19 protein-coding genes and 1 pseudogene are annotated in these 23,672 nt (G+C 65.0%); 13 read left to right on the top strand and 7 right to left on the bottom strand.

What is annotated here, in order from left to right; genetic code table 11:
* Positions 1 to 139: 139 nt before the first annotated feature.
* From fabB to RYH74_RS20545, 5 genes are all read right to left on the bottom strand, one after another.
* A complete protein-coding gene (gene fabB, locus RYH74_RS20565; protein ID WP_286100238.1) occupies positions 140 to 1,360 on the bottom strand; it encodes a beta-ketoacyl-ACP synthase I in 1,221 nt (406 codons plus the stop codon).
* Positions 1,361 to 1,371: 11 nt separating this feature from the next.
* Positions 1,372 to 1,887, bottom strand: coding sequence for a 3-hydroxyacyl-[acyl-carrier-protein] dehydratase FabA (gene fabA, locus RYH74_RS20560; RefSeq protein WP_003251509.1), 516 nt, complete (start codon positions 1,885 to 1,887; stop codon positions 1,372 to 1,374).
* Positions 1,888 to 2,094: 207 nt separating this feature from the next.
* A complete protein-coding gene (locus RYH74_RS20555) occupies positions 2,095 to 4,026 on the bottom strand; it encodes an ATP-binding protein (RefSeq protein ID WP_025339961.1) in 1,932 nt (643 codons plus the stop codon).
* A complete protein-coding gene (locus RYH74_RS20550) occupies positions 4,023 to 4,913 on the bottom strand; it encodes an ABC transporter substrate-binding protein (protein WP_317410047.1) in 891 nt (296 codons plus the stop codon). The genes RYH74_RS20555 and RYH74_RS20550 overlap by 4 nt, the downstream gene beginning before the upstream one ends.
* Entirely contained in the window at positions 4,913 to 7,060 is a 2,148-nt protein-coding gene (locus tag RYH74_RS20545) for a TonB-dependent receptor plug domain-containing protein (RefSeq protein WP_170929279.1), read from the bottom strand. The genes RYH74_RS20550 and RYH74_RS20545 overlap by 1 nt, the downstream gene beginning before the upstream one ends.
* 221 nt (positions 7,061 to 7,281) lie before the next feature.
* Between RYH74_RS20545 and RYH74_RS20540 the strand changes: the two genes are divergently transcribed.
* The 13 genes from RYH74_RS20540 (at position 7,282) to RYH74_RS20480 (ending at position 21,221) form a co-directional block, all read left to right on the top strand.
* Positions 7,282 to 8,307 carry an NAD(P)H-dependent glycerol-3-phosphate dehydrogenase gene (locus tag RYH74_RS20540; RefSeq protein ID WP_025339958.1) on the top strand — a complete coding sequence of 342 codons (1,026 nt, stop codon included), beginning with the start codon at positions 7,282 to 7,284 and terminating at the stop codon, positions 8,305 to 8,307.
* Between the two features lie 36 nt (positions 8,308 to 8,343).
* Positions 8,344 to 8,691, top strand: a complete 348-nt coding sequence (locus RYH74_RS20535) for a DUF4389 domain-containing protein (protein ID WP_025339957.1) — start codon at positions 8,344 to 8,346, stop codon at positions 8,689 to 8,691.
* Positions 8,688 to 9,146, top strand: coding sequence for a phosphohistidine phosphatase SixA (gene sixA, locus RYH74_RS20530; RefSeq protein WP_317410046.1), 459 nt, complete (start codon positions 8,688 to 8,690; stop codon positions 9,144 to 9,146). The genes RYH74_RS20535 and sixA overlap by 4 nt, the downstream gene beginning before the upstream one ends.
* Before the next feature lie 304 nt (positions 9,147 to 9,450).
* Positions 9,451 to 10,239, top strand: coding sequence for an alpha/beta hydrolase (locus tag RYH74_RS20525; protein WP_317410045.1), 789 nt, complete (start codon positions 9,451 to 9,453; stop codon positions 10,237 to 10,239).
* On the top strand, positions 10,236 to 11,090 hold the full coding sequence (locus RYH74_RS20520) for an alpha/beta hydrolase (RefSeq protein WP_317410044.1): 855 nt from the start codon (positions 10,236 to 10,238) through the stop codon (positions 11,088 to 11,090). The genes RYH74_RS20525 and RYH74_RS20520 overlap by 4 nt, the downstream gene beginning before the upstream one ends.
* A 109-nt stretch (positions 11,091 to 11,199) precedes the next feature.
* The gene (locus tag RYH74_RS20515; protein WP_025339954.1) at positions 11,200 to 11,994 is read left to right on the top strand and encodes a DUF4892 domain-containing protein; all 795 of its coding nucleotides are present in this window, start codon (positions 11,200 to 11,202) and stop codon (positions 11,992 to 11,994) included.
* Between the two features lie 12 nt (positions 11,995 to 12,006).
* Positions 12,007 to 13,059 carry an AI-2E family transporter gene (locus RYH74_RS20510; protein WP_317410043.1) on the top strand — a complete coding sequence of 351 codons (1,053 nt, stop codon included), beginning with the start codon at positions 12,007 to 12,009 and terminating at the stop codon, positions 13,057 to 13,059.
* A 239-nt stretch (positions 13,060 to 13,298) separates the two neighbouring features.
* A complete protein-coding gene (kdpF, locus tag RYH74_RS20505; RefSeq protein ID WP_003251485.1) occupies positions 13,299 to 13,388 on the top strand; it encodes a K(+)-transporting ATPase subunit F in 90 nt (29 codons plus the stop codon).
* Between the two features lie 9 nt (positions 13,389 to 13,397).
* Positions 13,398 to 15,092, top strand: coding sequence for a potassium-transporting ATPase subunit KdpA (gene kdpA, locus RYH74_RS20500; RefSeq protein WP_075045830.1), 1,695 nt, complete (start codon positions 13,398 to 13,400; stop codon positions 15,090 to 15,092).
* A 9-nt stretch (positions 15,093 to 15,101) separates the two neighbouring features.
* Entirely contained in the window at positions 15,102 to 17,156 is a 2,055-nt protein-coding gene (kdpB, locus tag RYH74_RS20495; protein WP_317410042.1) for a potassium-transporting ATPase subunit KdpB, read from the top strand.
* A 10-nt stretch (positions 17,157 to 17,166) separates the two neighbouring features.
* Complete coding sequence (gene kdpC, locus RYH74_RS20490) at positions 17,167 to 17,718, top strand: potassium-transporting ATPase subunit KdpC (RefSeq protein ID WP_286100230.1); 552 nt, start codon at positions 17,167 to 17,169, stop codon at positions 17,716 to 17,718.
* Positions 17,719 to 17,874: 156 nt separating this feature from the next.
* Positions 17,875 to 20,529: a sensor histidine kinase KdpD gene (locus RYH74_RS20485; protein ID WP_317410041.1), complete on the top strand. Its 2,655-nt coding sequence runs from the start codon at positions 17,875 to 17,877 to the stop codon at positions 20,527 to 20,529.
* Positions 20,526 to 21,221: a response regulator gene (locus RYH74_RS20480; RefSeq protein WP_025339949.1), complete on the top strand. Its 696-nt coding sequence runs from the start codon at positions 20,526 to 20,528 to the stop codon at positions 21,219 to 21,221. The genes RYH74_RS20485 and RYH74_RS20480 overlap by 4 nt, the downstream gene beginning before the upstream one ends.
* A 372-nt stretch (positions 21,222 to 21,593) precedes the next feature.
* Here RYH74_RS20480 and RYH74_RS20475 read toward each other — a convergent pair whose 3' ends face one another.
* Complete coding sequence (locus tag RYH74_RS20475; protein WP_237140950.1) at positions 21,594 to 22,364, bottom strand: DUF6708 domain-containing protein; 771 nt, start codon at positions 22,362 to 22,364, stop codon at positions 21,594 to 21,596.
* A pseudogene (locus RYH74_RS20470) lies at positions 22,346 to 23,672 on the bottom strand (hypothetical protein); the annotation flags it as partial. The gene RYH74_RS20475 and the pseudogene RYH74_RS20470, both read right to left, overlap by 19 nt.

The following is a 23,672-nucleotide window of genomic DNA, read 5'->3' as shown; positions in this document are numbered from 1 at the left end:
CTCCCACAGGTACTGCGCAGGTTCCGAAGCCTATGCAGTACCTGTGGGAGCTGGCTTGCCGGCGATAGGGCCGGTACAGGCGATACAAATGAAAACGCCCCGAACCAGTCGGGGCGTTTTCGTTTACCGCAGCAGCGTCTTACTTGCCTTCCCAGCGCTTGAGCACCAGGGTGGCGTTGGTGCCGCCGAAGCCGAAGCTGTTGCTCATGACCGTGTCGATCTTGGCGTTTTCTTCGGTCTTGCGCAGGATCGGCAGGTCGGCGACCTCCGGGTCCAGCTCGTCGATGTTGGCGGAGCCGGCGATGAAGTTGTTTTCCATCATCAGCAGGCAGTAGATCGCCTCGTGTACGCCAGCAGCACCCAGCGAGTGGCCCGACAGGCTCTTGGTCGAGCTGATCTTCGGTGCCTTGTCGCCGAACACGGCGCGAACGCCCTTGATCTCGGCAACGTCACCGACCGGGGTCGAGGTGCCGTGGGTGTTCAGGTAGTCGATCGGGGTGTCGACGGTCGACAGCGCCTGCTGCATGCAGCGGATGGCACCTTCGCCGCTCGGGGCAACCATGTCGTAGCCGTCGGAAGTAGCGCCGTAGCCGACGATTTCCGCGTAGATCTTGGCGCCACGGGCCAGGGCGTGTTCCAGCTCCTCGACCACCACCATGCCGCCACCGCCAGCGATGACGAAGCCATCACGGTCGGCGTCGTAGGCGCGCGAGGCCTGGTCCGGGGTTTCGTTGCGCTTGGTCGACAGGGCGCCCATGGCATCGAACAGGAACGACTGGCTCCAGTGCTCTTCTTCACCGCCACCGGCGAAGACGATGTCCTGCTTGCCCCACTGGATCTGCTCCAGGGCGGTGCCGATGCAGTGTGCCGAAGTGGCGCAGGCCGACGAGATCGAGTAGTTGATGCCCTTGATCTTGAACGGGGTGGCCAGGCACGCCGAAACGGTGCTGCCCATGGTGCGGGTAACGCGGTACGGGCCGACGCGCTTGACGCCTTTCTCGCGCAGGGTGTCCAGTGCTTCCATCTGGTTCAGGGTCGAGGCGCCGCCGGAGCCAGCCACCAGGCCGGTACGCGGGTTGGAAACCTGCTCTTCGGTCAGGCCGGCGTCCTCGATCGCGTCCTGCATCGCCAGGTAGGCGTAGGCAGCAGCGTGGCCGACGAAGCGGTAGACCTTGCGGTCGATCAGTTCTTCGAGGTTGAGGTCGATGGACCCGGAAACCTGGCTACGCAGCCCCATTTCCTTGTATTCCGGGTTGTAACGGATACCCGGACGGCTGTTGCGCAGGTTTTCGGTGACGGTAGCTTTGTCATTGCCCAGGCACGATACGATGCCCAGACCAGTGATAACGACGCGGCGCATGCGAATAACCCTTAGAAATTGTCAGTGGAGGTGAACACGCCGACCCGCAGGCCTTCGGCAGTGTAGATCTCGCGGCCGTCGACGCTGACCGAGCCATCGGCGATGGCCATGTTCAGCTTGCCCTTCAGGACGCGCTTGATGTGAATGTTGTAAGTGACTTTCTTGGCTTCCGGCAGTACCTGGCCAAAGAACTTCACCTCGCCCGAACCCAGGGCGCGACCGCGGCCCGGCAGGCCCTGCCAGCCGAGGAAGAAACCTACCAGCTGCCACATGGCGTCGAGGCCCAGGCAGCCCGGCATTACCGGGTCGCCTTCGAAGTGGCAGGCGAAGAACCACAGGTCCGGATTGATATCCAGCTCGGCGACCAATTCACCTTTGCCGTACTTGCCGCCTTCTTCGCTGATATGGGTGATGCGATCGACCATCAGCATGTTCGGCGCGGGCAGTTGCGCATTACCTGGGCCGAACAGCTCACCGCGACTGCAGCGCAGCAGGTCTTCCCGAGTAAAGGCGTGTTGTTTGGTCATGCGAGCTCCTCAATAACCCCCTGCGGCAGGGGATGAATCTTCCCGGCCGGCCCGATACGCATCGCGTCCGAGACGGCAGCCTACAGGTAGACTATTGCGTTGTGGTGAAAGTCACAGTGCACCCGGTGAAAGAAGTACAGGTGTGCACTGAAACGTCTATTTTCAGGTCCGATGAAGGTCCTGTCCAGTGTTTAAGACTGCCGCACTTTAGCATTTATCGCCAGTCGCGGTTGTCTGACCGGGTAGCCAGCGCTGCAGCACACGCTGCAGTTCGGTGCGGCGCAAGGGTTTGCTCAGGTAGTCGTCCATGCCGGCTGCCATGCAACGCTCGCGGTCGCCCTGCAAGGCGTTGGCGGTCAGGGCGATGATCGGTAGCCTGGCGCCGTTGGGCAGCTGGCGGATACGTCGGGTGGCTTCATAGCCGTCCAGGTGCGGCAGGCGGCAGTCCATCAGCACGGCGGCAAAACGCTGCCGGCTGACCCGCTCGACCGCCTCCAGGCCGTCCTCGGCCGTGCATACCGCCAGCCCCAGGCTACGCAGCATGGCCTCGATGACACTTTGGTTGACCGGATTGTCCTCTACCAGCAGCACCTGATCATTGTCGGCCACCGCCGGCGGTGCAGCGCTTGGCAGCGTCAGCGAGACCGGGGCAGGGCTGGCCAGGGCCAGCGGCATCTCCAGGGTAAAGGTCGAGCCCAGGCCTTCACGGCTTTCGCCGCGCAGCTTGCCGCCCATGCGTTCGGCCAGGGTGCGGGCGATCGACAGCCCCAGCCCGGTGCCGCCATAGCGGCGGGAAATCGAGCTGTCGGCCTGCTGGAAGGCGACGAACATCATTTCCAGGCGCTCGTTGTCGATGCCGATACCGGTGTCGCGCACGCTGCAGGTCAGCCAGATCAGCTGGCGGTCGAGCACCTGCCAGCGCGCCTCGACCTGTACCTGGCCGCGTTCGGTGAATTTCAGCGCATTGCCGACCAGGTTCAGCAGGATCTGGCGGATGCGCGTGGGGTCGCCGTTCACCTGCAGCTGCTCGATACCCGCCGGCAGTTGCAGGTGCAGGGCAAGGCCGCGCTGCTGGGCGCTGTGCTGGAACGACTGGACGCTGCTGGTGATCAGCTCGCCGAGGTTGAAGTCGATGTGTTCCAGTTGCAGCGCGGCGCGTTCGATGCGCGAGAAGTCGAGGATGTCGTTGATGACCTTGAGCAGGTGCCCGGTAGACTCGCTTGCCACCGCGGTGTACTCGGCCTGTTCGCTGTTCAGCTGGGTGGTTTCCAGCAACTGCAGCATGCCCAGCACGCCATTCATCGGCGTGCGCAGCTCGTGGCTCATCATCGCCAGGAAGTCCGATTTGGCGCGGTTGGCCTGTTCGGCCTCCTCGCGGGCCTGGATCAGCTCGGCAATGGCCTGCTTCTGTTCATTGCTGGCCTGCTCCAGGGCGTGGGCCAGGTTGTTGATGTGGCGCGCCAGGTGGCCCAGTTCGCTGTCATCGACCACCGGCAACAGGGTGTGGTACTCGCCCTGCTGGATGGCCTTGACCGCATGCCCCATGTCGCTGATAGGCTTGGCCAGGCTCAGGGCCAGGCGGCGCGCCAGCAGGAAGGTGAACAGCAGGGCGAACAGCGCGAGGATACCGGCCTTGATCACGATTTCCTGCTGGCGCTGGCTGAAGGCGTCATCGGACATGCCGACGATGACCCGGCCCAGGTAATCGTCGCCGATGGCCGGGGTGGTGGCCTTGCCCTGTTGCAGGAAGTCGCTGTCCAGGCGGATCTGCTGCAGGCGGATGGGTGCCTGGAACACTTCGACGCGCTGCGCGCGGTTGGCGCTTTCGTCGGACTGCTCCACATATACCAGGATGTGGTTGCGGCTGTCCTGCACCTCGAGGAAGCGCACGTGGGGGATGCTGAGCGTGGCGCGCATCAGGCCCTCGAGCACTTCGTTGTTGCCCGAGATCACCCCGTATTCCGAGGCTGGCGCCAGCTGGTTGGCGATCAGTTGCCCGGTGTGGTTCAGTTCCTGGCGCAGGTCCTGGATACGCACGAAGGTGAAGAAGCTGATCAGCAGCAAGGTCAGCAGCAGGGCAGGGCCGAGGCTGATGATCTGGGTGCGGGTGTGGATGTCCCAGCTCAGGCGCTTGCTCATGGGGTGGGTTCTCCTTCGGCCAGGGCCTTGGCGGCGGCGTTCGGATCGATCGGTTCAAGGCCCAGGGCGCGCGCCACCTGCTGGTTGCCGCTGACGCCGAAGCGTACCGGGTACAGGCTGCGCGGCCAGCGCGCCGGTGGCTGGTCGAGCAACTGGTCGAGCACCGCCAGCCAATCGTCCTGGTCGCTGAAGGTGCTGGCCAGGGCGCCGGCGCGGACGAACCCGGCGTTCGGGCCGATCAGCGCCATCTGCCGGCCATAGCTGCTCAACAGCAGGTTCTTCGCAGTCTTGGAGTTGAACAGGTCGGCATCGTCCAGGCCCAGCAGCACGTCACTGTTGGCCAACAAATGTTGCAGAGGGCGGCTGTCGCGCGGGTCGGGCCAGTCCTGGGCAATGATCTCCAGGCCCAGCGCGCGGGCGGCATGGCGCAGCTCTTCGAGCAGAAAGCTGCTGTGCTCACCGTACAGCACACCAATGCGCTGGGCCTGCGGCAGCAGGTAGCGCGCCAGGCGCAGCTGCCGGCCCAGCGGCGGGTCGCTCCACAGCAGCGTGAGGAACGCGGGCCGCGACTTTCCCAGGCGCTGTTCAGCCTGTACCCGGCTGACCCTCATGGCCAGGGCCGGCGGGCCGGCGGTTTCCCCAAGGCGCCACTCCAGTGCGGCGTTGTCCAGCAAGATCAGGCGCTGGTCAGCCTTGAGCTTGCCCGGGCGTGGCAGGTCCACGGTGGTCTGGAAATGTACGTGATCGTGCGGCCGGCGGCTTTCCAGCGCAGCGACGAAACTGCGAATGCCGGGCTGGTCTTCCGCGCCTACCAACACGATTTCGCTGGCGGACAGCGGCCCCATCGGCCACAGGCACAACAGCAACAGGCGCAGCAGCAGGGCCATCAGAACTCCAGCTCCGCGCTGACGCTCAGGCGGTGGCGGCTGTCATAGCGGTTCTGGATTGCCGTGGTCGGCTCATCGTCCAGGCGCTGTTGCCACAGCGCCGCCAGCTCCAGGTTGCTGCCATGCACCCGGAAGCGCTTGGCCAAACGCAGGTCCAGGCGCTCGTAGCGGTACTGGTTGAGCGCATCGTCGCCGTAATAGAACAGCGCACTGGACCAGCCGTCGCCCCACTCGCGCATCCACCCGGCCGAGCCACTGTTGCGCGCGCTGAGGCGGCGGTCGGCGGGGTTGCTGGCCCAGGCATCCACGTAGGCGTAGGTAAGGCGCAGGCGGTCGCGCAGGGTCGGGCGCCAGTCCAGTTGCGCCTCGCTGCCGCTGAAACGGGCCTTGTTGGCGTTGCTGGCAATGTACTGGTTGTTCTTCAGGGGCTCGCTGATCATTCCGGTGATCTCGTCGTAGAACAGCTTCACATCCATGTTCAGGTCGATGTCGCTGAAGTAGCCGTTGTAGCCCAGCTCGCGCGAGCGCATGCGTTCCTGGTCGAGGTCGCCTGGGCCGCGGGTCTTGACGAAGTATTCGCCGTTTTGCAGGCCGAAAGCGTTGGGGGTCAGGTTCTTGACCGTGTAGCTCCAGTTGATGTTGTTCTCGAACATGTCTGGCGAGCGCACTGCCTCGGAATACACCGCACGCAGGCCATGGCGCGGGGTGATCAGGTAGTTGACCGCCACGCGTGGGGTCAGCGAGCTGCCGGACAGGCGCGAGTCCTCGAACATGGCACCGCCCTGCAGGATCCAGTGCTCGTCGGCGCGCCACTCCAGCTGGCCGAACAGGCGCCAGGTCTGGTCGTCGATGCTGCCATTGAAGTAGGTCTGCGAGTCGGCACGATCATAGCGGTAGTTCATGCCGCTGAGCAGGCGCAGGCTGTCGGTCAGGCTCAGGGTGTCCTGGATTTCCAGGTCGTAGCGGGTTTCGCGGGTGCTCTGGTCGACGTCGCCGCAAACCTGCTGCTTGCCACCGTTCGCCCATTGCTGCTGGACCTTCTCCAGAAGCGCTTTCATGACGGGATCGTCGGTCGAAAGTGGTGCGCCGGTAGCAATGCCGCGCGCCACTTTTTCGGCGAAGTCAGGGTTCATTTGCCACAGCTGGGTCAATTCCGGGCTGAACGACTGCAAGGCGTCGCAGGCACGCCACACCTGCTGGCGGTCGAAATGCTGGGCAGAGCCCTGGATATACAGGCTGTGCTCGGAGCTGAAGTCCTTCGTCCAGCGCAATGAGCCGGCGTAGTCCTTGGCATTGACGTCAGCGTTGTTACCGGCTTCGTATTTGGCGAACACCGGCTGATAGGTATAAGGCCGCTGGTTGCTGCCTTCCTTCGCCGCCAGTTGCCATTCCAGGGTCTGGTCGTGTGCCAGGCTGTGGCTGGCGTTGATATTGAAGCGGGTCAGCCGGCGGCTGTCGCGGTAGTCCTGGCCGAACTGGTTCTCGTCGAAGCCATCGTCCTGCTGGCCGGACAGCGACAGGCGCATGTCGCCGCCATCCCAGCCGAAGCCGTGGCTGGCGTAGAAATCGTTGATGCCGTCCTGGCCGCGGGTCATCTTCAGCCGCGTGCCATGGCTGTCGGCGGGGTTGCGGGTAAGGATGTTGACCACTGCCATCAGCGCGTTGGCGCCATAGCTGACCGTGTTGGGGCCGCGGAACACCTCGATGCGCTCGATATCCTCCATGGCCAGGGGGATGTCGCTCCAGTCCACCGTGGCCAGGCCGGCGCGGTACACCGAACGGCCATCGATCAGCACCTGCATGCGCCGGGCATCGTTGACGTTGCTGCCGTGGTAGTTGACCGTGGGTTGGTTGCCGGCGTTGTAGCCCACCATCATGCCCGGCACCAGGCGCAGCAGTTCGGGGATGTCGCGGGCACCGCTGGCGCGGATCAGCTCGCTGTCGAGCACGGTCATGCTGCCCGGGACTGCGGCGGGGGATTGTTTCAGGCGCGTGGCGGTCAGAACCTGCGGCAGGTCCGTGTTGTCGATGAACAGGTCATCGGCCACGGCCGGGCCACCGAGCAGGGCAGTCAGTATGAGCAGGCGCGGGTACGGGGGCGTGCCAGGGAACACAAAGCGGCCTTGTATCAGGATTGAAACAGGCATGGTAACTGACCGTGGCGTATTTGCCAGTGATCTGCATTACCCGTGATGGCCCTTTCGCGGGTAAACCCGCTCCCACAAGGACCGCACCGCTACTGAAGGCTTCGTTGTACCTGTGGGAGCGGGTTTACCCGCGAAGAGGCCAGTACTGACACTGGTTCTGTAGCAGGCGAGCCGTATAATGGCCGGGTCGCCACTTAACTTTTGGCTTTAACGGATTGGATATGACTGAACAGCAACCTGTTGCAGTTCTGGGAGGCGGCAGCTTCGGCACCGCCGTGGCGAACCTGCTGGCAGAAAACGGTGTGCCGGTGCGCCAATGGATGCGCGACCCGGAACAGGCCGAGGCCATGCGCGTCAATCGCGAGAATCCGCGCTACCTCAAGGGCATCCGCCTGCACGACGGCGTCGAGCCGGTCAGCGACCTGCTGGCCACCCTGCAGGCCAGCGAGCTGATTTTCGTCGCCCTGCCATCGAGCGCCTTGCGCAGCGTGCTGGCCCCGCATGCCGAGCTGCTGCGCGGCAAGGGCCTGGTCAGCCTGACCAAGGGCATCGAAGCGCAAAGCTTCAAGCTGATGAGCCAGATCCTCGAGGAAATCGCCCCCGAGGCGCGAATCGGCGTGCTGTCCGGCCCCAACCTGGCCCGTGAAATCGCCGAGCATGCGCTGACCGCCACGGTGGTTGCCAGCGAGGACGAAAAACTGTGCCAGCAGGTGCAGGCCGTGCTGCATGGGCGTACCTTCCGCGTCTATGCCAGTGCCGACCGCTTTGGCGTCGAGCTGGGCGGGGCGCTGAAGAACGTCTACGCCATCATCGCCGGCATGGCGGTGGCCCTGGGCATGGGCGAGAACACCAAGAGCATGCTGATTACCCGCGCCCTGGCCGAGATGACCCGCTTCGCCGTCAGCCAGGGTGCCAACCCCATGACCTTCCTCGGCCTGGCCGGTGTCGGTGACCTGATCGTCACCTGTTCCTCGCCCAAGAGCCGCAACTACCAGGTCGGCCACGCGCTGGGCCAGGGCCTGAGCCTGGAGCAGGCGGTCAACCGTCTGGGCGAAGTGGCCGAAGGCGTCAACACCCTCAAGGTGCTCAAGGCCAAGGCGCAGGAAGTGCAGGTGTACATGCCGCTGGTGGCTGGCCTGCATGCCATCCTGTTCGAAGGCCGCACGCTGAATCAGGTGATCGAGCACCTGATGCGTGCCGAGCCGAAGACCGATGTCGATTTCATTTCCATCAGCGGTTTCAACTGAGCCGTCAGCGGCTCTGACAACAGCAAGGAGCAACACATGAACGATACGCCCGAACGCGCCCAGCGCGAGTCGATCATCCTGCGGGTCCTGTGGATGGTGGTGTTCCTGGTGGTCTGGCAGCTGGCCGAGCTGCTGCTCGGTGGCCTGGTGCTGGTACAACTGATCTACCGCCTGGTGTACGGCGCCCCCAGCGCCAGCCTGATGAACTTCGGCGACAGCCTGAGCCAGTACCTGGCGCAGATCGGCCGCTTTGGCAGCTTCCACAGCGACCAGAAGCCCTGGCCGTTCGCCGACTGGCCGGCACCGCGTGCCCCGGAAGGCGAGGCGCCGCACGCGGTGGCCCCGGCCCCGCACCCGGTGCGTGACGAGGAGCCCAAGCTGTGAAGCTGTGGGTGCTGCGCCACGGTGAAGCGGAGCCGCGGGCCAGCAGCGATGCCGAGCGCCGGCTGACCGCCCATGGTCGCGAGCAGGTGCTGCACAGCGCCGCCCGCCTGCTGGGCCAGCCGCTGCAGGCGATCATCGCCAGCCCTTACGTACGCGCCCAGCAAACGGCCGCCCTGGTGCATGACACCCTGGGCTTCGCCGAGCCGGTGCGCACCGTGCCCTGGCTGACGCCTGACAGTGATGTGCAGCAGGTAATCGGCAAAATCGAGCGCCTGGGCCTGGAGCATGTGCTGCTGGTCAGCCACCAGCCGCTGGTGGGTACCCTGGTAGGGGCGTTGGAGCATGGCCACCAGCAGCAACCGGCAAGCATGAGCACAGCAAGCCTGGCAGAGCTGGAAGGGGACTGGCCGCTGGCTGGGTTGATGACCCTTCGGGCGATCAACTCGCCGGCCTGAAACCCAGGGGGGCGCTGCGCGGACAGGTACCGCCCCCGCCTTGATCTGTGGGAGCGGCTTTAGCCGCGAACACCGGCGCAGCCGGTGCAATGCACCGTGTTGGATTCTTCGCGGCTAAAGCCGCTCCCACAGTGTTTGCGGATTGCTTGCGAACTCAGTTATCTACGCGACAGCGCAGCCCAAAGGGCTGGGCGATCTCCCGCAAGCCTGACCTGATAGCCCTCGCCGATGACCTTTCCGGACGTTGCCGAACTGCCCCGCGATACCGACAATGGGCCATCATCCCCCATCCGGACCCGGCGCCATGTCGCAGCAGATCTTCTTCGCCCATGCCAACGGTTTCCCCTCGGCCACCTACGGCAAGCTGTTCGCCGCCCTGGCACCGGACTACCAGGTGCAGCACCTGGCCCAGCACGGCCACGATCCGCGCTTTCCGGTGGACGACAACTGGCAGAGCCTGGTCGATGAACTGCTGCATCACCTGGCCCGGCAGGACCAGCCGGTATGGGGCGTCGGCCATTCGCTGGGCGGGGTGTTGCACCTGCACGCAGCCTTGCGCTGCCCCGAGTACTACCGCGGCGTGGTGATGCTCGACTCGCCGGTGCTCACCCGCGCCGACCAGTGGCTGCTGCGCACCGCCAAGCGCTTCGGCTTCATTGACCGTATCACCCCGGCTGGCCGCACCCTGGGGCGCCGCGAAACCTTCAATGACCGCGACAGTGCCCGGGACTATTTCGCCGGCAAGTCACTGTTCCGCCATTTCGACCCCGACTGCCTCGATGCCTACATAGAGCACGGCCTGCAGGCGATGGAGCAGGGGCTGCAGTTGCGCTTCGACCCAGCCACGGAAATCAGCATCTACCGCAGCATCCCGCATACCAGCCCTGCGCCCGCGCGGCAATTGCAGGTGCCGCTGGCCATGGTCCGTGGCGACCGCAGCAACGTCATTCGCCGCCACCACACACTGGCCGTGCGCGGCATGCCCAGGGGCGAGTTCCACAGCGTGCCGGGTGGGCACATGTTCCCGCTGGAGCGACCAACCGACACCGCCAGCCTGATCAAGGGCCTGTTCGACCGCTGGAGCCAGGCATGAGCGCGCAGGTCGAGGAAATCCGCCTGAGCCTGGGCCATATCGAACTGGCAGCGCACCTGCTCGGCCCCGAGGACGGGCTGCCGGTAATCGCCCTGCATGGCTGGCTGGACAACGCCAACAGCTTCGCCCGCCTGGCGCCGCAGCTGAAAGGCCTGCGCATCGTCGCCCTGGACCTGGCCGGGCATGGTTACTCCGAGCACCGGCCGCTCGGCGCCGGCTATGCCCTGGCCGACTACGCCCATGACGTGCTGCGGGTGGCCGAGCAGCTGGGTTGGCAACGGTTCGCCCTGCTGGGCCATTCGCTGGGGGCAATCATTTCCGTGCAACTGGCTGGCGCGCTGCCGGAGCGGGTCAGCCATCTGGCCTTGATCGACGGCGTCATCCCGCCGACCGGCGCCGAGCAGGACGCCGGCGAGCGGTTGGGCATGGCACTGCAGGCCCAGTTGCGCCTGGATGGCAAGCGCAAGTCGGTGTACACCACACTGGAGCAGGGCGTGCAGGCGCGCATGAAAGGCATGGTCGCGGTCAGCCGCGAGGCAGCCGAGCTGCTGGCCCAGCGTGGCCTGATGCCGGTGTCCGGCGGTTACAGCTGGCGCAGCGACAGCCGCCTGACCCTGCCTTCGCCAGTGCGCCTGAGCGAGGCCCAGGCCATGGCCTACGTGCGCCGGGTGAGTTGCCCGGCGCGCCTGGTGGTGGCTGCCGACGGCATGCTGGCGCGCCACACAGGGTTGCTGGAGCAGCTACCCTTCGAGCAGGTGACGCTGCCCGGTGGCCATCACCTGCACCTGAACGATGAGCAGGGCGCGGCCCTTGTCGCAGACTGTTTCAATCGCTTCTTTGGCTTTGCTTGACTTGCACCGGACAAGTGTCGAGGCTTGGCGGGTTGAACAGGGAGACAACCATGCAACTGCCAGACATCCTGGAGCTTCACCTCGGCGCTGAGCGCCGCCTGGTTCGCCAATGAGCGCGCCTGTTGCCATCCGTAATGCCTTCGCTGCCTGCCTGGTGTTCGCCAGCCCCGTTTTGTGGGCCGGCAGCCTGCCGGTACCGGTGGACGCCAAGGTGGTCGACCAGCGCCCGGCCGTGGAGCAGGAGCGTGTCTACCCCATGGGCCCGCTGCGCAAGATCAGCGGCCGCCTGCGGGTCGAGGACAAGGTCGAAAGCCGTGGCCAGGTCAGCTCGGTAACCTACGAACTGCCGGTCGAGCGTACCGCCCGCGAAGCCTTCACCAGCGCTCGCGAAGCACTGCAGCGCGACGGCGGCTACCCGCTGTTCTGGTGCCAGGGCCGCGATTGCGGCGAGGCCAGCCTGTGGGCCAATGATGTGTTCGCCAATGCCCGCCTCAACGGCGGCGACGAGCAGCAGGCGTTCATCCTGCTGCGCCGCTCGGCGGAGCAGGCCGATACCCTGGTCGCGCTGTACAGCGTCACCCGCGGCAACCGCCGCGCCTACCTGCACGTGGAAGAGTTCGTCGCCGGCAGCCCGCTGGGCGAACTGCTGCCGACCGCCGCCACGGTGCTGCGCGAAATGCGCGACACCGGCAAGCTCGACTACCCTGACCTGGCCGCACCGCAAGACGCCTGGGCGAACCTGCTGGCCCGCAGCCTGAACCTCGACAGCACCCTGCGTGCCAGCCTCAGTGGCGCCCAGGCTGAAGCCTGGCGCGAGGCGCTGGTCAAGGCGGGGGTGCGCAATGGCCGCCTCGAAGTCGGTAGCGCGCCTACCGACGGCCTGCACCTTGAACTGATCCGTTGAACGGGCACCACCATGGCTAACAATGACCGCTTGCTGGTCCAGATTCTGCTGCTGGCGCTGCTGGGTGCCGGCCTGTGGGTGATGGCACCTTTCATTTCAGCGCTGTTGTGGGGGGCCATCCTGGCCTTTGCCAGCTGGCCGTTGATGCGCTTGCTGACGCGTGCGCTGGGCGGGCGCGAAACCCTGGCGGCCAGCCTGCTGACCACTGCCTGGATCCTGATCGTGGCGCTGCCGCTGGTGTGGCTGGGGTTCAACCTGGCCGACCACATTCGCGATGCGACGGCGTTCGTGCGTGACGTGCAGGTGGACGGCCTGCCCGATGCTCCGGCGTGGCTGGGTGGCATCCCGTTGGTTGGCGAGCGCCTGGTCAGCTGGTGGCAATCGCTGGACCAGCAGGGCGCGGCCTTGCTGGCCTCGGTCAAGCCGCACCTGGGGCAGGTGGGCAACTGGTTGCTGGCGCGCAGCGCGCAGATCGGCAGCGGCGTGCTGGAGCTGACCCTCAGCCTGGTATTCGTGTTCTTCTTCTACCGTGACGGCCCGCGCTTGGCGGCGTTCGTCCTGCGCTTGCTGCACCGCTTGATGGGCGACCGTGCCGAGTACTACCTGGAGCTGGTGGCCGGTACGGTGCAGCGGGTGGTCAACGGGGTGATCGGTACGGCCGCCGCGCAGGGCGTGCTGGCGTTGATCGGCTTCCTGATTGCCGGTGTGCCCGGGGCCATCGTGCTGGGGCTGGTGACCTTCATGCTCAGCCTGATCCCCATGGGCCCGCCACTGGCCTGGATCCCGGCCACGGGCTGGCTGGTATGGAAGGGCGAATACGGCATGGCGGTGTTCCTGGGGGTTTGGGGCACCTTCATCATCAGTGGCGTGGACAACGTGCTCAAACCGTACCTGATCAGCCGTGGCGGCAACCTGCCGCTGGTGATTGTGCTGCTGGGGGTGTTCGGCGGTTTGATCGCCTTTGGCTTCATTGGCCTGTTTATCGGGCCGACCTTGCTGGCGGTCGGCTACAGCTTGCTGCTGGACTGGAGCCGCAACGCCGTCCCGCAGGCGCCTCAGCAGTAAACCTGTACTGGCCTCTTCGCGGGTGAACCCGCTCCCACAAGGATCTCCGCAGCCTGGGAGAGTGGTGCGGTCCCTGTGGGAGCGGGTTTACCCGCGAAGAGGCCGGCCCAGGCAGCCTCAATCCCCGATTTTTACGCCTTCTTTATTCCCATCCCCACCCCCCAATCTCGCCCCTTTACGCCCCTCGCTCGGACAATTTCCCCAAAGCGGCCCAAGCCGCACCACGGGGAGAACCACACATGAACATGCTCGACGGGCTGTCACTGCTGCTGGCAGTGGCATTGGCGTTTTATCTGCTGGTGGCGCTGCTGCGCGCCGATCGCAGCTAGGGAGCGGCCATGCACAGTTACGACTTCGCCTTGCTGTTGGCATTTTTCGCCATCGTGCTGCTGCCGGCACCCTGGCTCGGGCGGTTCTACTTCAAGGTCATGGAAGGCCAGCGCACCTGGCTGTCGCCCCTGCTGGGCCCGGTCGAGCAAACCTGCTACCGGCTGGCGGGCGTGCGCGCCGACCAGGAACAGAACTGGCAGCAGTACACCCTGGCCCTGCTGGCCTTCAACCTGGCCGGGTTCCTGCTGCTGTTCGCCGTGCTGCTGTTGCAGGGCTACCTGCCATTCAACCCGCAGCATCTGCCCGGCCAGGAATGGTCGCTGGCGTTCAACACCGCGGTCAGCTTCGTCACCAACACCAACTGGCAGGCCTACAGTGGTGAGGCGTCGGTCAGCTATCTGAGCCAGATGCTCGGCCTGACCGTGCAGAACTTCGTCAGTGCCGCCACCGGCCTGGCCGTGCTGGTCGCCCTGTGCCGCGGCATCGCCCGGCGCAGCGCCACGACGCTGGGCAACTTCTGGGTCGACATGACCCGCGCCACCCTCTACGGCCTGCTGCCGCTGTGCCTGCTGCTGGCGTTGCTGCTGGTATGGCAGGGCGTACCGCAAACCTTGGCCGACTACGCCCACGCGGTCACCCTGCAAGGCACCGAGCAGACCATCCCGCTGGGCCCGGCCGCCAGCCAGATCGCCATCAAGCAGCTGGGTACCAATGGCGGTGGCTTCTTCGGGGTCAACTCGGCGCACCCGTTCGAAAACCCTACGGCCTGGAGCAACCTGTTCGAGGTGGCTTCGATCATCCTCATTCCGGTGGCGCTGGTGTTCACCTTTGGTCACTACGTGAAGGACCTGCGCCAGAGCCGCGCCATCCTCGCCTGCATGCTCGCCCTGTTCCTGATCGGCGGCAGCACGGCGTTGTGGTCCGAGTACCAGCCCAACCCGGCCCTCGAGAGCGGGCAGGTACAGCAAAGCGCCCCCATGGAGGGCAAGGAAAGCCGCTTCGGCACCACCGGTTCGGTGCTGTGGACAGTGACTACCACCTCTGCCTCCAACGGTTCGGTCAATGCCATGCACGACAGCCTCAACCCGCTGACCGGCATGGTGGCGATGGTCAACATGATGGTCGGTGAGGTGATCTTTGGCGGCGTTGGTGCAGGGCTGTACGGCATGCTGCTGTTCGTGCTGATCGCGGTGTTCCTGGCCGGGCTGATGATCGGCCGCACCCCGGAATACCTGGGCAAGAAATTGCAGGCCCGCGAGGTGCAGTTACTGGTGGCGACCCTGCTGGTGATGCCGGTCGGCGTGCTGGTGCTCGGCGCCATCGCCGCCAGCCTGCCGGGCCCGGCGGGTGCGGTCAGCAACCCGGGCGCGCATGGCTTCAGCCAGCTGCTGTACGCCTACACCTCGGGCACGGCCAACAACGGCTCGGCCTTTGCCGGCTTCGGTGCCAATACGGTGTTCCACAACCTGATGATTGGCCTGGCCATGCTTGTCGGCCGCTTCGGCTACATCCTGCCGGTGTTGGCGTTGGCCGGCTGCCTGGCGGCGAAGAAAAGCGCGCCCCAAGGGCTGAACAGCTTCCCCACCCATGGCCCGCTGTTCACCGGCCTGCTGCTGGTCACCATCCTGCTGGTCGGTGGCCTGACCTTCCTGCCGACCCTGGCCCTTGGGCCGATCGCCGAACACTTGAGCCTGGGTTTTTGAGGACCGACCATGAACATGCCCATTCCTGAAGTACAAGCTCGGCATAGTGCCAAGGACCAGACCCGCTTCGCCGCGTTGTGGCGCCCGGCGCTGGTGCAAGCATTCGTCAAGCTCGACCCGCGCCAGCTCAAACGCTCGCCGGTGATGCTGGTAGTCGCCCTGACTGCTGTGCTGACCACCGTCCTGTGCTTTGCCCCCGGCAGCGGCGTGAGCACCGGCGTTGCCGTGCAGATCGCCCTGTGGCTGTGGTTCACCGTGCTGTTCGCCAACTTCGCCGAGGCCCTTGCCGAAGGCCGTGGCAAGGCCCGCGCCGACAGCCTCAAGGCCGGCAGCCAGGGCCTGACCGCCCAGCGTCGCAAGCGCGATGGCAGCTACGAGACCGTCGCGGCCAGTGCGCTGCGCAAGGACGATGTGGTGCGCGTGGTGGCCGGCGAAATGATCCCCGGTGACGGCGAGGTGCTCGAAGGTATCGCTGCGGTCAACGAGGCCGCCATTACCGGCGAGTCCGCGCCGGTGATCCGCGAGTCCGGCGGCGACCGCTCGGCGGTGACCGGCAATACCCGGCTGGTCTCAGACTGGTTGTTGATCCGCATCACCAGCAACCCGGGCGAATCGACCCTCGACCGCATGATTGCCCTGGTCGAAGGCGCCAAGCGGCAGAAGACCCCGAACGAGATCGCTCTCGACATCCTGCTGATCGGCCTGACCCTGATCTTCCTGATCGTGGTGGTGACCCTGCAGCCGTTCGCCCGCTTCGTCGGTGGCAGCCTGCCGCTGATCTTTCTCGCCGCATTGCTGGTGACGCTGATCCCCACCACCATCGGCGGCCTGCTGTCGGCCATCGGCATCGCCGGCATGGACCGGCTGGTGCGGCTGAACGTCATCGCCCGTTCCGGCCGCGCGGTGGAGGCGGCCGGTGATGTGCATACGCTGATGCTCGACAAGACCGGCACCATCACCTTCGGCAACCGCCGCTGCAGCGCCCTGCATGCCGCACCGGGCATCACCGCCCGCGAGCTGGGGGAGGGTGCCTTGCTGGCCTCGCTGGCAGACGACACCGCCGAGGGCAAGTCGATCGTCGAGTACCTGCGCCAGTTGCATGACTTCGTCGAACCGGCCGCCGGGCAATTCGAGGCGGTGGCGTTCAGCGCCGAGACGCGCCTGTCGGGCATCGACCTGCAGCAGCACCGCTACCGCAAGGGCGCCGTCGATGCCGTGCTGGCGTTCGTCGGCATGCAACGCCTGGAAATGCCCCTGGCACTGGCCCGTGAAGTGGAGCGCATTGCCCAGAGCGGCGGTACACCGCTGCTGGTGTGCATCGACAAGCGCCTGCTCGGCGTGATCCACCTCAAGGATGTGGTCAAGCCCGGCATCCGCGAGCGCTTTGCCGAACTGCGCAAGCTGGGCATCCGCACGGTGATGGTGACCGGCGACAACCCGCTGACCGCTGCTGCCATCGCTGCCGAGGCCGGCGTGGATGACGTGCTGGCCGAGGCCACGCCAGAGAAGAAGCTGGCGCGCATCCGCCAGGAGCAGAACGACGGCCGCCTGGTGGCGATGTGCGGCGACGGCGCCAACGACGCCCCGGCCCTGGCCCAGGCAGACGTGGGCATGGCCATGAACGACGGCACCCAGGCCGCGCGCGAGGCGGCCAACATGGTCGACCTGGACAGCGACCCGACCAAGTTGCTGGATGTGGTGCAGGTCGGCAAGGAGCTGCTGGTGACCCGCGGCGCGTTGACCACCTTCTCCATCGCCAACGATGTGGCCAAATACTTCGCCATCCTGCCGGCGCTGTTCGCCGCCATCTACCCGCAACTGGGCGTGCTCAACCTGATGCACCTGGCCAGCCCGCAGAGTGCGATTCTGTCGGCCATCGTGTTCAACGCGCTGATCATCATCGTGCTGATCCCGCTGGCGCTGCGCGGCGTGCGGGTGCAGGCCTCCAGTGCGGCGCACCTGCTGCGGCGCAACCTGCTGATCTACGGGTTGGGCGGCATTGTCGTGCCGTTTGCCGGGATCAAGCTGATCGACCTGCTGCTCAATGCCCTGCACCTGGTCTGAGGAGGCCACCATGAATGCTTATGTACGCCCGGCATTGAGCCTGGCCCTGTTGATGACCCTGGTGACCGGCGCGCTGTATCCGCTGGCGGTGACCGGTATTGCCCAGGTGGTTTTCCCCAGCCAGGCCAATGGCAGCCTGGTGCGCGATGACCAGGGCCAGGTGCGCGGTTCGGCGCTGATCGCCCAGGATTTCCAGGGCGATGGCTGGTTCCACGCGCGGCCATCGGCAGGCGCCTACGCCACTGTAGCCAGCGGCGCCAGCAACCTGTCGCCGAGCAACCCGGCGCTGGCCGAGCGGGTCAAGGGCGATGCGGCTGCGTTGTACCAGGCGCAGCAGGGGCCGGTGCCCCAGGCGCTGCTCACCACCTCGGGCAGCGGCCTCGACCCGCACCTGCCGCCGGAGGCCGTGGCCTACCAGATCCCGCGGGTGGCGGCGGCACGGCAGTTGCCGGTGGAGCGCTTGCAAGGCTTGCTGGAAGAGGCCACCCTCCACCCATTGATCGGCCCGCCGGTGGTCAATGTGCTGGCCTTGAACCAGGCCTTGGAAAACCTCAGCCATTGATAGATGACTTGAGGGGCTAGCAGGGACCCTGTGGGAGCGGGTTTACCCGCGAATGCGTCGGTGGCGCTACTACTGCATTCGCGGGTGAACCCGCTCCCACAGGTACGGTGTTTGTTCCTGGATTTGCGGCTTGCTGGAAATAGCAAAGGATGAAAGATGAGTGACTCCGCCCGCGCAGACGCGCTGTTGGCTACCCTCCCGCGAAGCGGCCGGGGGCGGTTGAAGGTGTTCCTTGGCGCCGCCCCCGGCGTCGGCAAGACCTTCGCCATGCTCCAGGCCGCCCACGCCCAGCAACGCCAGGGCGTGCAAGTGCTGGCCGGTGTGGTCGAAACCCATGGCCGTGCCGAAACCGAGGTATTGCTCGCAGGCCTTCAGCAGCAGCCCCTGCTGCGCAGCCAGTACCGCGGCGTCACCCTCGAGGAAATGGACCTGGACGGCCTGCTCAAGGCCGCGCCGGCCCTGGTGCTGGTCGACGAACTGGCCCACACCAATGCGCCCGGCAGCCGCCACGCCAAACGCTGGCAGGACGTACAGGAACTGCTGGCCGCCGGCATCGATGTGTACACCACGGTCAACGTCCAGCACCTGGAAAGCCTCAACGACAAGGTCCGCGACATTACCGGCGTGCAAGTGCGCGAAACCCTGCCGGACTGGGTACTGCAGGAAGCCTTCGAGCTGGTGCTGATCGACCTGCCACCCCGGGAGCTGCTCGAACGCCTGCGCGAAGGCAAGGTGTACGTGCCCGAGCAGGCGCGGGCCGCCATCGATGCGTTCTTCTCGCAAACCAACCTTACCGCCCTGCGCGAACTGGCCATGCAGACCGCCGCCGCCCAGGTGGATGCCGACCTGGCCCACGGTTATCGCCAACGCGGCCAGGAAGCCCCGGCCCTGCGTGGGCGCTTGCTGGTGGGCGTGGATGGCGACGACCAGGCGGAGCGTTTGGTGCGCCATGCCAGCCGCGTGGCGCAACGCCGCCACCTGCCCTGGAGCCTGGTGCACGTGGACAACGGCCGCCTGCGCGACGAAACCGCGCGCCAGCGCCTGCAAGCTGCCCAGCAACTGGCCGAACGCCTGGGCGGGGAGGTGGTACTGCTGCGTGCCGGCGAAGTGGTGCGCACGCTGATCCAGCATGCCGCCGAACGGCGGGCCAGCCTGGTGCTGGTCGGGCAGTCCCGCGACCGCCTGCGCCGGCGCCTGTTCGGTGCCGGTGTGGCCGCGCGGCTGCTGCGCGAAAGCCACGGCCTGGAAATCAACGTGCTGGACAGCGACGCGCAGCCGCAAGCGCCACGTTCGGCGGTGCGGCGGGTGTGGGTCTGGCGCCATTACCTGCTGGCGCTGCTGGCAACGCTCATGGCCGCGGGCCTGGCCTGGGCGGTGTCGAGTGTGCTGGCCCTGCCCAACATCTCGCTGGTGTTTTTGGCCGCGGTGTTGCTGGTGGCGGTGCGCAGCAGCCTGGGGCCTGCGCTGGCCTGCGCGGTGCTGTCGTTCCTGACCTACGACTTCCTGTTCATCCCGCCCAACCTGTCGTTCAGGATCCAGCGCGAAGAAGACGTGCTGACCTTGGTGTTCTTCCTGTTGATGGCTGCACTCACCGGCAACCTGGCTGCCCGCCAGCGCCGCCAGTTGCAGGCGCTGCGCGAGACCCAGGCGCAGACCAGCCAGTTGCTCGACCTGTCGCGCCGGCTGACCGTGGCCACCGACCGCCAGGCGGTGTTCAACGCCGCCGGCCAGCACCTGGACGGTTGGCAGGACATGCAGGTGTGCCTGCTGGAGCGCAATGTCGAAGGCCAGTTGCAGGTGGCCAGCGGCGAAGCTCATGCCTTCAGCGATAACGAACGCGCCGCCGCAGAATGGGCCTGGCAGCACGGCCAGGCTGCCGGTCATGGCAGCGACACCCTGCCCAATGGCCGCTGGTGGTGGTGGCCGCTGGCGGTGGATGAACAGCCACTGGCATTGCTCGGTGTGCGCCCACGCTCCGGCCAGCCGCTCAGCGACCCGCGCCGGCGCCTGCTCACCGCCCTTGGTCAGCCACTGGCCCAGGCCCTGGCCCGCGCGCGCCTGGCCGAACAGCTGGAGGCCGCGCGCCTGCATGGCGAAACCGAGCAGCTGCGCAGCGCCTTGCTCGCGTCCGTTTCCCATGATTTGCGCACCCCGCTGACCGCCATGCGCGGCAGCATCGACAGCCTGCTGGCGCTGGGCGAGGCGATCCCCACCGCCGACCGCCGCGAACTGCTGGAGGGTACCCGCAACGAGGCCGAACGCCTCGACCGCTACATCCAGAACCTGCTCGACATGACCCGCCTGGGCCACGGCGGCCTCAAGCTGGCCCGCGACTGGGTGGCCCCGGCCGACATCGTCGGCAGCGCGCTCAACCGCCTGCGCGCGGTGCTGGCGCCGCTGCGGGTACACACCGACGTGCCGGCCGAGCTGCCGTTGCTGTTCGTGCATGCGGCGTTGATTGAGCAGGCCCTGGTCAACGTGCTGGAAAATGCCGCGCGCTTCTCGCCAGCCAATGGCCGGCTGGAGCTGCAGTTGTCAGTGCAGGATGCTCTGTTGTGCTTTGCCGTCAGCGACCAGGGCCCCGGTATTCCCGTGGATGATCGCGAGAAGATCTTCGACATGTTCTACACCGCCGCTCGCGGCGACCGCGGCGGGCAGGGCACCGGCCTGGGCCTGGCGATCTGCCAGGGCATGATCGGCGCCCATGGCGGGCAGATCCTGGTGGGTGAAGGCATCGATGGCCAGGGCACCAGCATCACTTTATGCTTGCCGCTGCCTCCTCAACCTGAAACCGAAAGCGAAACCCCATGAGTCAGTCCGCCACCCTTCTGGTCATCGACGATGAACCGCAGATCCGCAAGTTCCTGCGTATCAGCCTGGCCTCGCAAGGCTACAAGGTGCTCGAGGCCGCCACCGGCACGGAAGGGCTGGCCCAGGCGGCCTTGGGCAAGCCGGACCTGGTGGTGCTTGACCTGGGCCTTCCGGACATGGACGGCCAGCAGGTACTGCGTGACCTGCGCGAATGGAGCGCGGTGCCGGTGCTGGTGTTGTCGGTGCGCGCCAGTGAAGTGCAGAAGGTCGATGCGCTGGATGGCGGCGCCAACGACTATGTGACCAAGCCGTTCGGCATCCAGGAGTTTCTGGCGCGGGTGCGCGCCTTGCTGCGGCAGGTGCCGCAGGCCGGTGGCTCGGAAGTGGCGGCCAGTTTTGGGCCGCTGATGGTGGACTTTGCCTTTCGCCGGGTGACCCTGGATGGCGTGGAAGTGGCGCTGACCCGCAAGGAGTATGCGCTGCTGGCGCAGCTGGCCGGGCACCCGGGGCGGGTGATTACCCAGCAGCAACTGCTCAAGGATATCTGGGGGCCTACCCATGTGGATGACACCCATTACCTGCGGATCGTGGTCGGCCATCTGCGGCAGAAGCTGGGCGATGACCCCACGGCGCCGCGGTTCATCATCACCGAGCCAGGGGTGGGGTACAGGTTGGTGGCGCCGACCATGTAACCCCTGTGGGAGCGGGCGTGCCCGCGAAGAATCCAGCGCGATGCATGGCACCGGCTGCGCCGGTGTTCGCGGGCATGCCCGCTCCCACAGGGTCCCTGCTAATTCAATGAGTCATGTGCAGTCCAAGAGAGATTGCCCAGCCCTTTGGGCTGCGTTGTCGCGTAGAAAACTGAATTCGCAAGCGGCCCGCGTACCCTGTGGGAGCGGCTTTAGCCGCGAAGAATCCAACGCGGTGCATGGCACCGGCTGCGCCGGTGTTCGCGGCTGAAGCCGCTCCCACAGAGTCCCCGCTAATTCAATGAGTCATGTGCAGTTCTATGAGAGCTGGCATGCCGGCGATGGGGCCAGAGCAAGCAGTGCAAGACAGTAATCTCATGGGGCGGTTCTCGACTCCAGATCCATTTCCGCTGGCCACTCTACTCGGGGTGCCAGGCGCAGGGCGAACTCACACCAGAGCACGTCGTTGTGATCCTTGGGTTCCCCGGGTGGTGGCAGGGCTGAGGGGCCTTCCTGCATGTAGGTGCAGATGTAGGCCCAGGCATGCTGGTCGGCACCCATCGTACTCAGGTGAAAACGGTCGATGACGTTGTTCGTGCCCGGCGCGACGATGGACAACATGACACCCCATTTGAAAATGACCCCACCGTTTGGCAGGGCGCCGGTTTGTGACCAGCGCTCGGCGCGGACTTGGGACCAGTCGTAACTGACCGGCACGACCTTGCCTTTGTCGAAGGGGTTCCACCATTGGCGTTTGAAGTTGTAGGCGTAGATTCTCTGGCGCGCACGGTTGAACCTGATGGGTTCGTCGCGAGGTGGAGAAATATCCATGCGAAGGCCTATAGTAACCAGCCAGCTAACCAGGAAGACTTCAGATATTGAGAGCAGCAGCGACTTAAAATTTCGGGGATCGAGCGTAAGTGTCATCATGTAAAGGCTAAAGGCGAAAAATATGCACAAGAGGAAGGCGAAGGTTGAAATCACCCCTCGTGAGGATACGCTTTGTCGCGGAATCTCTAAGTAAGTCATGCACTGATGGTTAGGTATTTGATTGCCCATATATTTTTCTATTGAGTCGACTGTGTAAGGGTCGGGGAGGTCTTCCTTCCAGCCCGGGCAGGCAGGATTTAATAAGGGTCGGGCCATTTTGTCAGGGGCTCCAAGCTGTGCATATAGTTTTCTGTTATTGTTACATGGGCATGCCCAAGTTCGTCCTGCTTGTCTGGCCAGTAACGCAGGCTAAGTTCAATGGCGTTGATGTGATGATCTATCAGTAAAGGCAGAGCTCCCTGTATGGTCAACGTATTGTTCTTGTTGTTGAAACGCACCAAAGGGTGTGGGTTGTCAATATGGCCAAAGACTCCCTTCCCCTTTGGTAGGCTGATCTGCAATTGGTTAGTCGGAGTACTATCACCCGATACGGTAATGATTTCTCTTTGAACGCCAGTACGATGAATGCTTAAATGCCACTCATGGCGAGATGTACCCTCGGCGTATTTAGGCAAGAGGAAGTAATAATTGAGTGTGTATTCTGCGGGTATTGCAGGCTCGTTGCCGATGATCATCCCTTTTGGTTCGGAAGTCTGCATGTTCGTATGATTGGTGAGTTGAGTCCTTATGGAAATCTCGGCTTGAACGCCAATTGCTGCCGCATTCAAAGCACCAATTGCAGTGTCAAGATGCTTCGCTTCGGTCCAGAGACGGTTGTCTTCAGATAATCCCCATCTGCTTTGACGAGCCCAAAGCTCTGTTGAAGAGGATTCGTTTTGCTTTGCCTCGGAAGCTATTGCATAGGCGGCCAGTCCTAGAATGATAGCTATACCGATTGGGCCAAATAATGTGGCGGGTCCGAAAGCTCCAAGTACACCTGCAATGGCGGAAGCGCCAGCCATTATGCCCGCAGTCCTGTATCCATCTGCGGACGTTAAATCTCCGCGCTTATGAGTACGCAGGCTGGCGAACAGGTACTGTGCCCCATCCATCATTCCAGCTATTCCCGCAATGCCGGCGCCGTATCGAGCAATACCGGTTCCCAAAGACGTTGTCGTCACTGTTCCGGGCCACGGTATCTTCGGGCGTATGACTGCAACAGCCAGTCCTGCTGCCTCCACACTCGCCCCCAACAAACCCAGGGAGGAAGACCAGATCGCCGCAAGCGCCTCCAGGTTGTCCTGATGCGTCTCTTGCAACGCTCGATAGTTCTTGCCCAGGCTGTCCTGATGGAACCACATGCTGCCCAAGGCAAATAACAGCCCGGCACTTCCGCTACTCGCTGCAGCATCCCGCAGGCTGCGCATCGCATCGCTTGCCAGGTTTTGCGCGGCCGTAGAACTGATCTTCAAACCACCCGTAACCTGCGCACGCAGCCTACCCGCACCAATCGCAACATCGCGTACCAGCGCCCCGACGCCACCGGCTGCACCCTCGCGCAACTGCACCAACCGCGCCTGCAAA

The sequence above is a fragment of the Pseudomonas sp. LSJ-87 genome (assembly GCF_032971465.1).
GTDB lineage: Bacteria > Pseudomonadota > Gammaproteobacteria > Pseudomonadales > Pseudomonadaceae > Aquipseudomonas > Aquipseudomonas putida_Z.
This window is presented reverse-complemented; position numbering and strand designations above follow the sequence as displayed.

Excerpts from the sequence above, each read along its gene's own strand:
- RYH74_RS20510 (WP_317410043.1), top strand. The coding sequence starts at position 12,007 with ATGGCTAACAATGACCGCTTGCTGGTCCAGATTCTGCTGCTGGCGCTG.
- kdpA (WP_075045830.1), top strand. The coding sequence starts at position 13,398 with ATGCACAGTTACGACTTCGCCTTGCTGTTGGCATTTTTCGCCATCGTG.
- fabA (WP_003251509.1), bottom strand. The coding sequence starts at position 1,887 with ATGACCAAACAACACGCCTTTACTCGGGAAGACCTGCTGCGCTGCAGT.
- RYH74_RS20520 (WP_317410044.1), top strand. The coding sequence starts at position 10,236 with ATGAGCGCGCAGGTCGAGGAAATCCGCCTGAGCCTGGGCCATATCGAA.
- fabB (WP_286100238.1), bottom strand. The coding sequence starts at position 1,360 with ATGCGCCGCGTCGTTATCACTGGTCTGGGCATCGTATCGTGCCTGGGC.
- RYH74_RS20525 (WP_317410045.1), top strand. The coding sequence starts at position 9,451 with ATGTCGCAGCAGATCTTCTTCGCCCATGCCAACGGTTTCCCCTCGGCC.
- RYH74_RS20485 (WP_317410041.1), top strand. The coding sequence starts at position 17,875 with ATGAGTGACTCCGCCCGCGCAGACGCGCTGTTGGCTACCCTCCCGCGA.
- RYH74_RS20515 (WP_025339954.1), top strand. The coding sequence starts at position 11,200 with ATGAGCGCGCCTGTTGCCATCCGTAATGCCTTCGCTGCCTGCCTGGTG.
- RYH74_RS20535 (WP_025339957.1), top strand. The coding sequence starts at position 8,344 with ATGAACGATACGCCCGAACGCGCCCAGCGCGAGTCGATCATCCTGCGG.
- RYH74_RS20555 (WP_025339961.1), bottom strand. The coding sequence starts at position 4,026 with ATGAGCAAGCGCCTGAGCTGGGACATCCACACCCGCACCCAGATCATC.
- kdpC (WP_286100230.1), top strand. The coding sequence starts at position 17,167 with ATGAATGCTTATGTACGCCCGGCATTGAGCCTGGCCCTGTTGATGACC.
- RYH74_RS20480 (WP_025339949.1), top strand. The coding sequence starts at position 20,526 with ATGAGTCAGTCCGCCACCCTTCTGGTCATCGACGATGAACCGCAGATC.
- kdpF (WP_003251485.1), top strand. The coding sequence starts at position 13,299 with ATGAACATGCTCGACGGGCTGTCACTGCTGCTGGCAGTGGCATTGGCG.
- RYH74_RS20545 (WP_170929279.1), bottom strand. The coding sequence starts at position 7,060 with ATGCCTGTTTCAATCCTGATACAAGGCCGCTTTGTGTTCCCTGGCACG.
- RYH74_RS20540 (WP_025339958.1), top strand. The coding sequence starts at position 7,282 with ATGACTGAACAGCAACCTGTTGCAGTTCTGGGAGGCGGCAGCTTCGGC.
- RYH74_RS20550 (WP_317410047.1), bottom strand. The coding sequence starts at position 4,913 with ATGGCCCTGCTGCTGCGCCTGTTGCTGTTGTGCCTGTGGCCGATGGGG.
- kdpB (WP_317410042.1), top strand. The coding sequence starts at position 15,102 with ATGAACATGCCCATTCCTGAAGTACAAGCTCGGCATAGTGCCAAGGAC.
- RYH74_RS20475 (WP_237140950.1), bottom strand. The coding sequence starts at position 22,364 with ATGGCCCGACCCTTATTAAATCCTGCCTGCCCGGGCTGGAAGGAAGAC.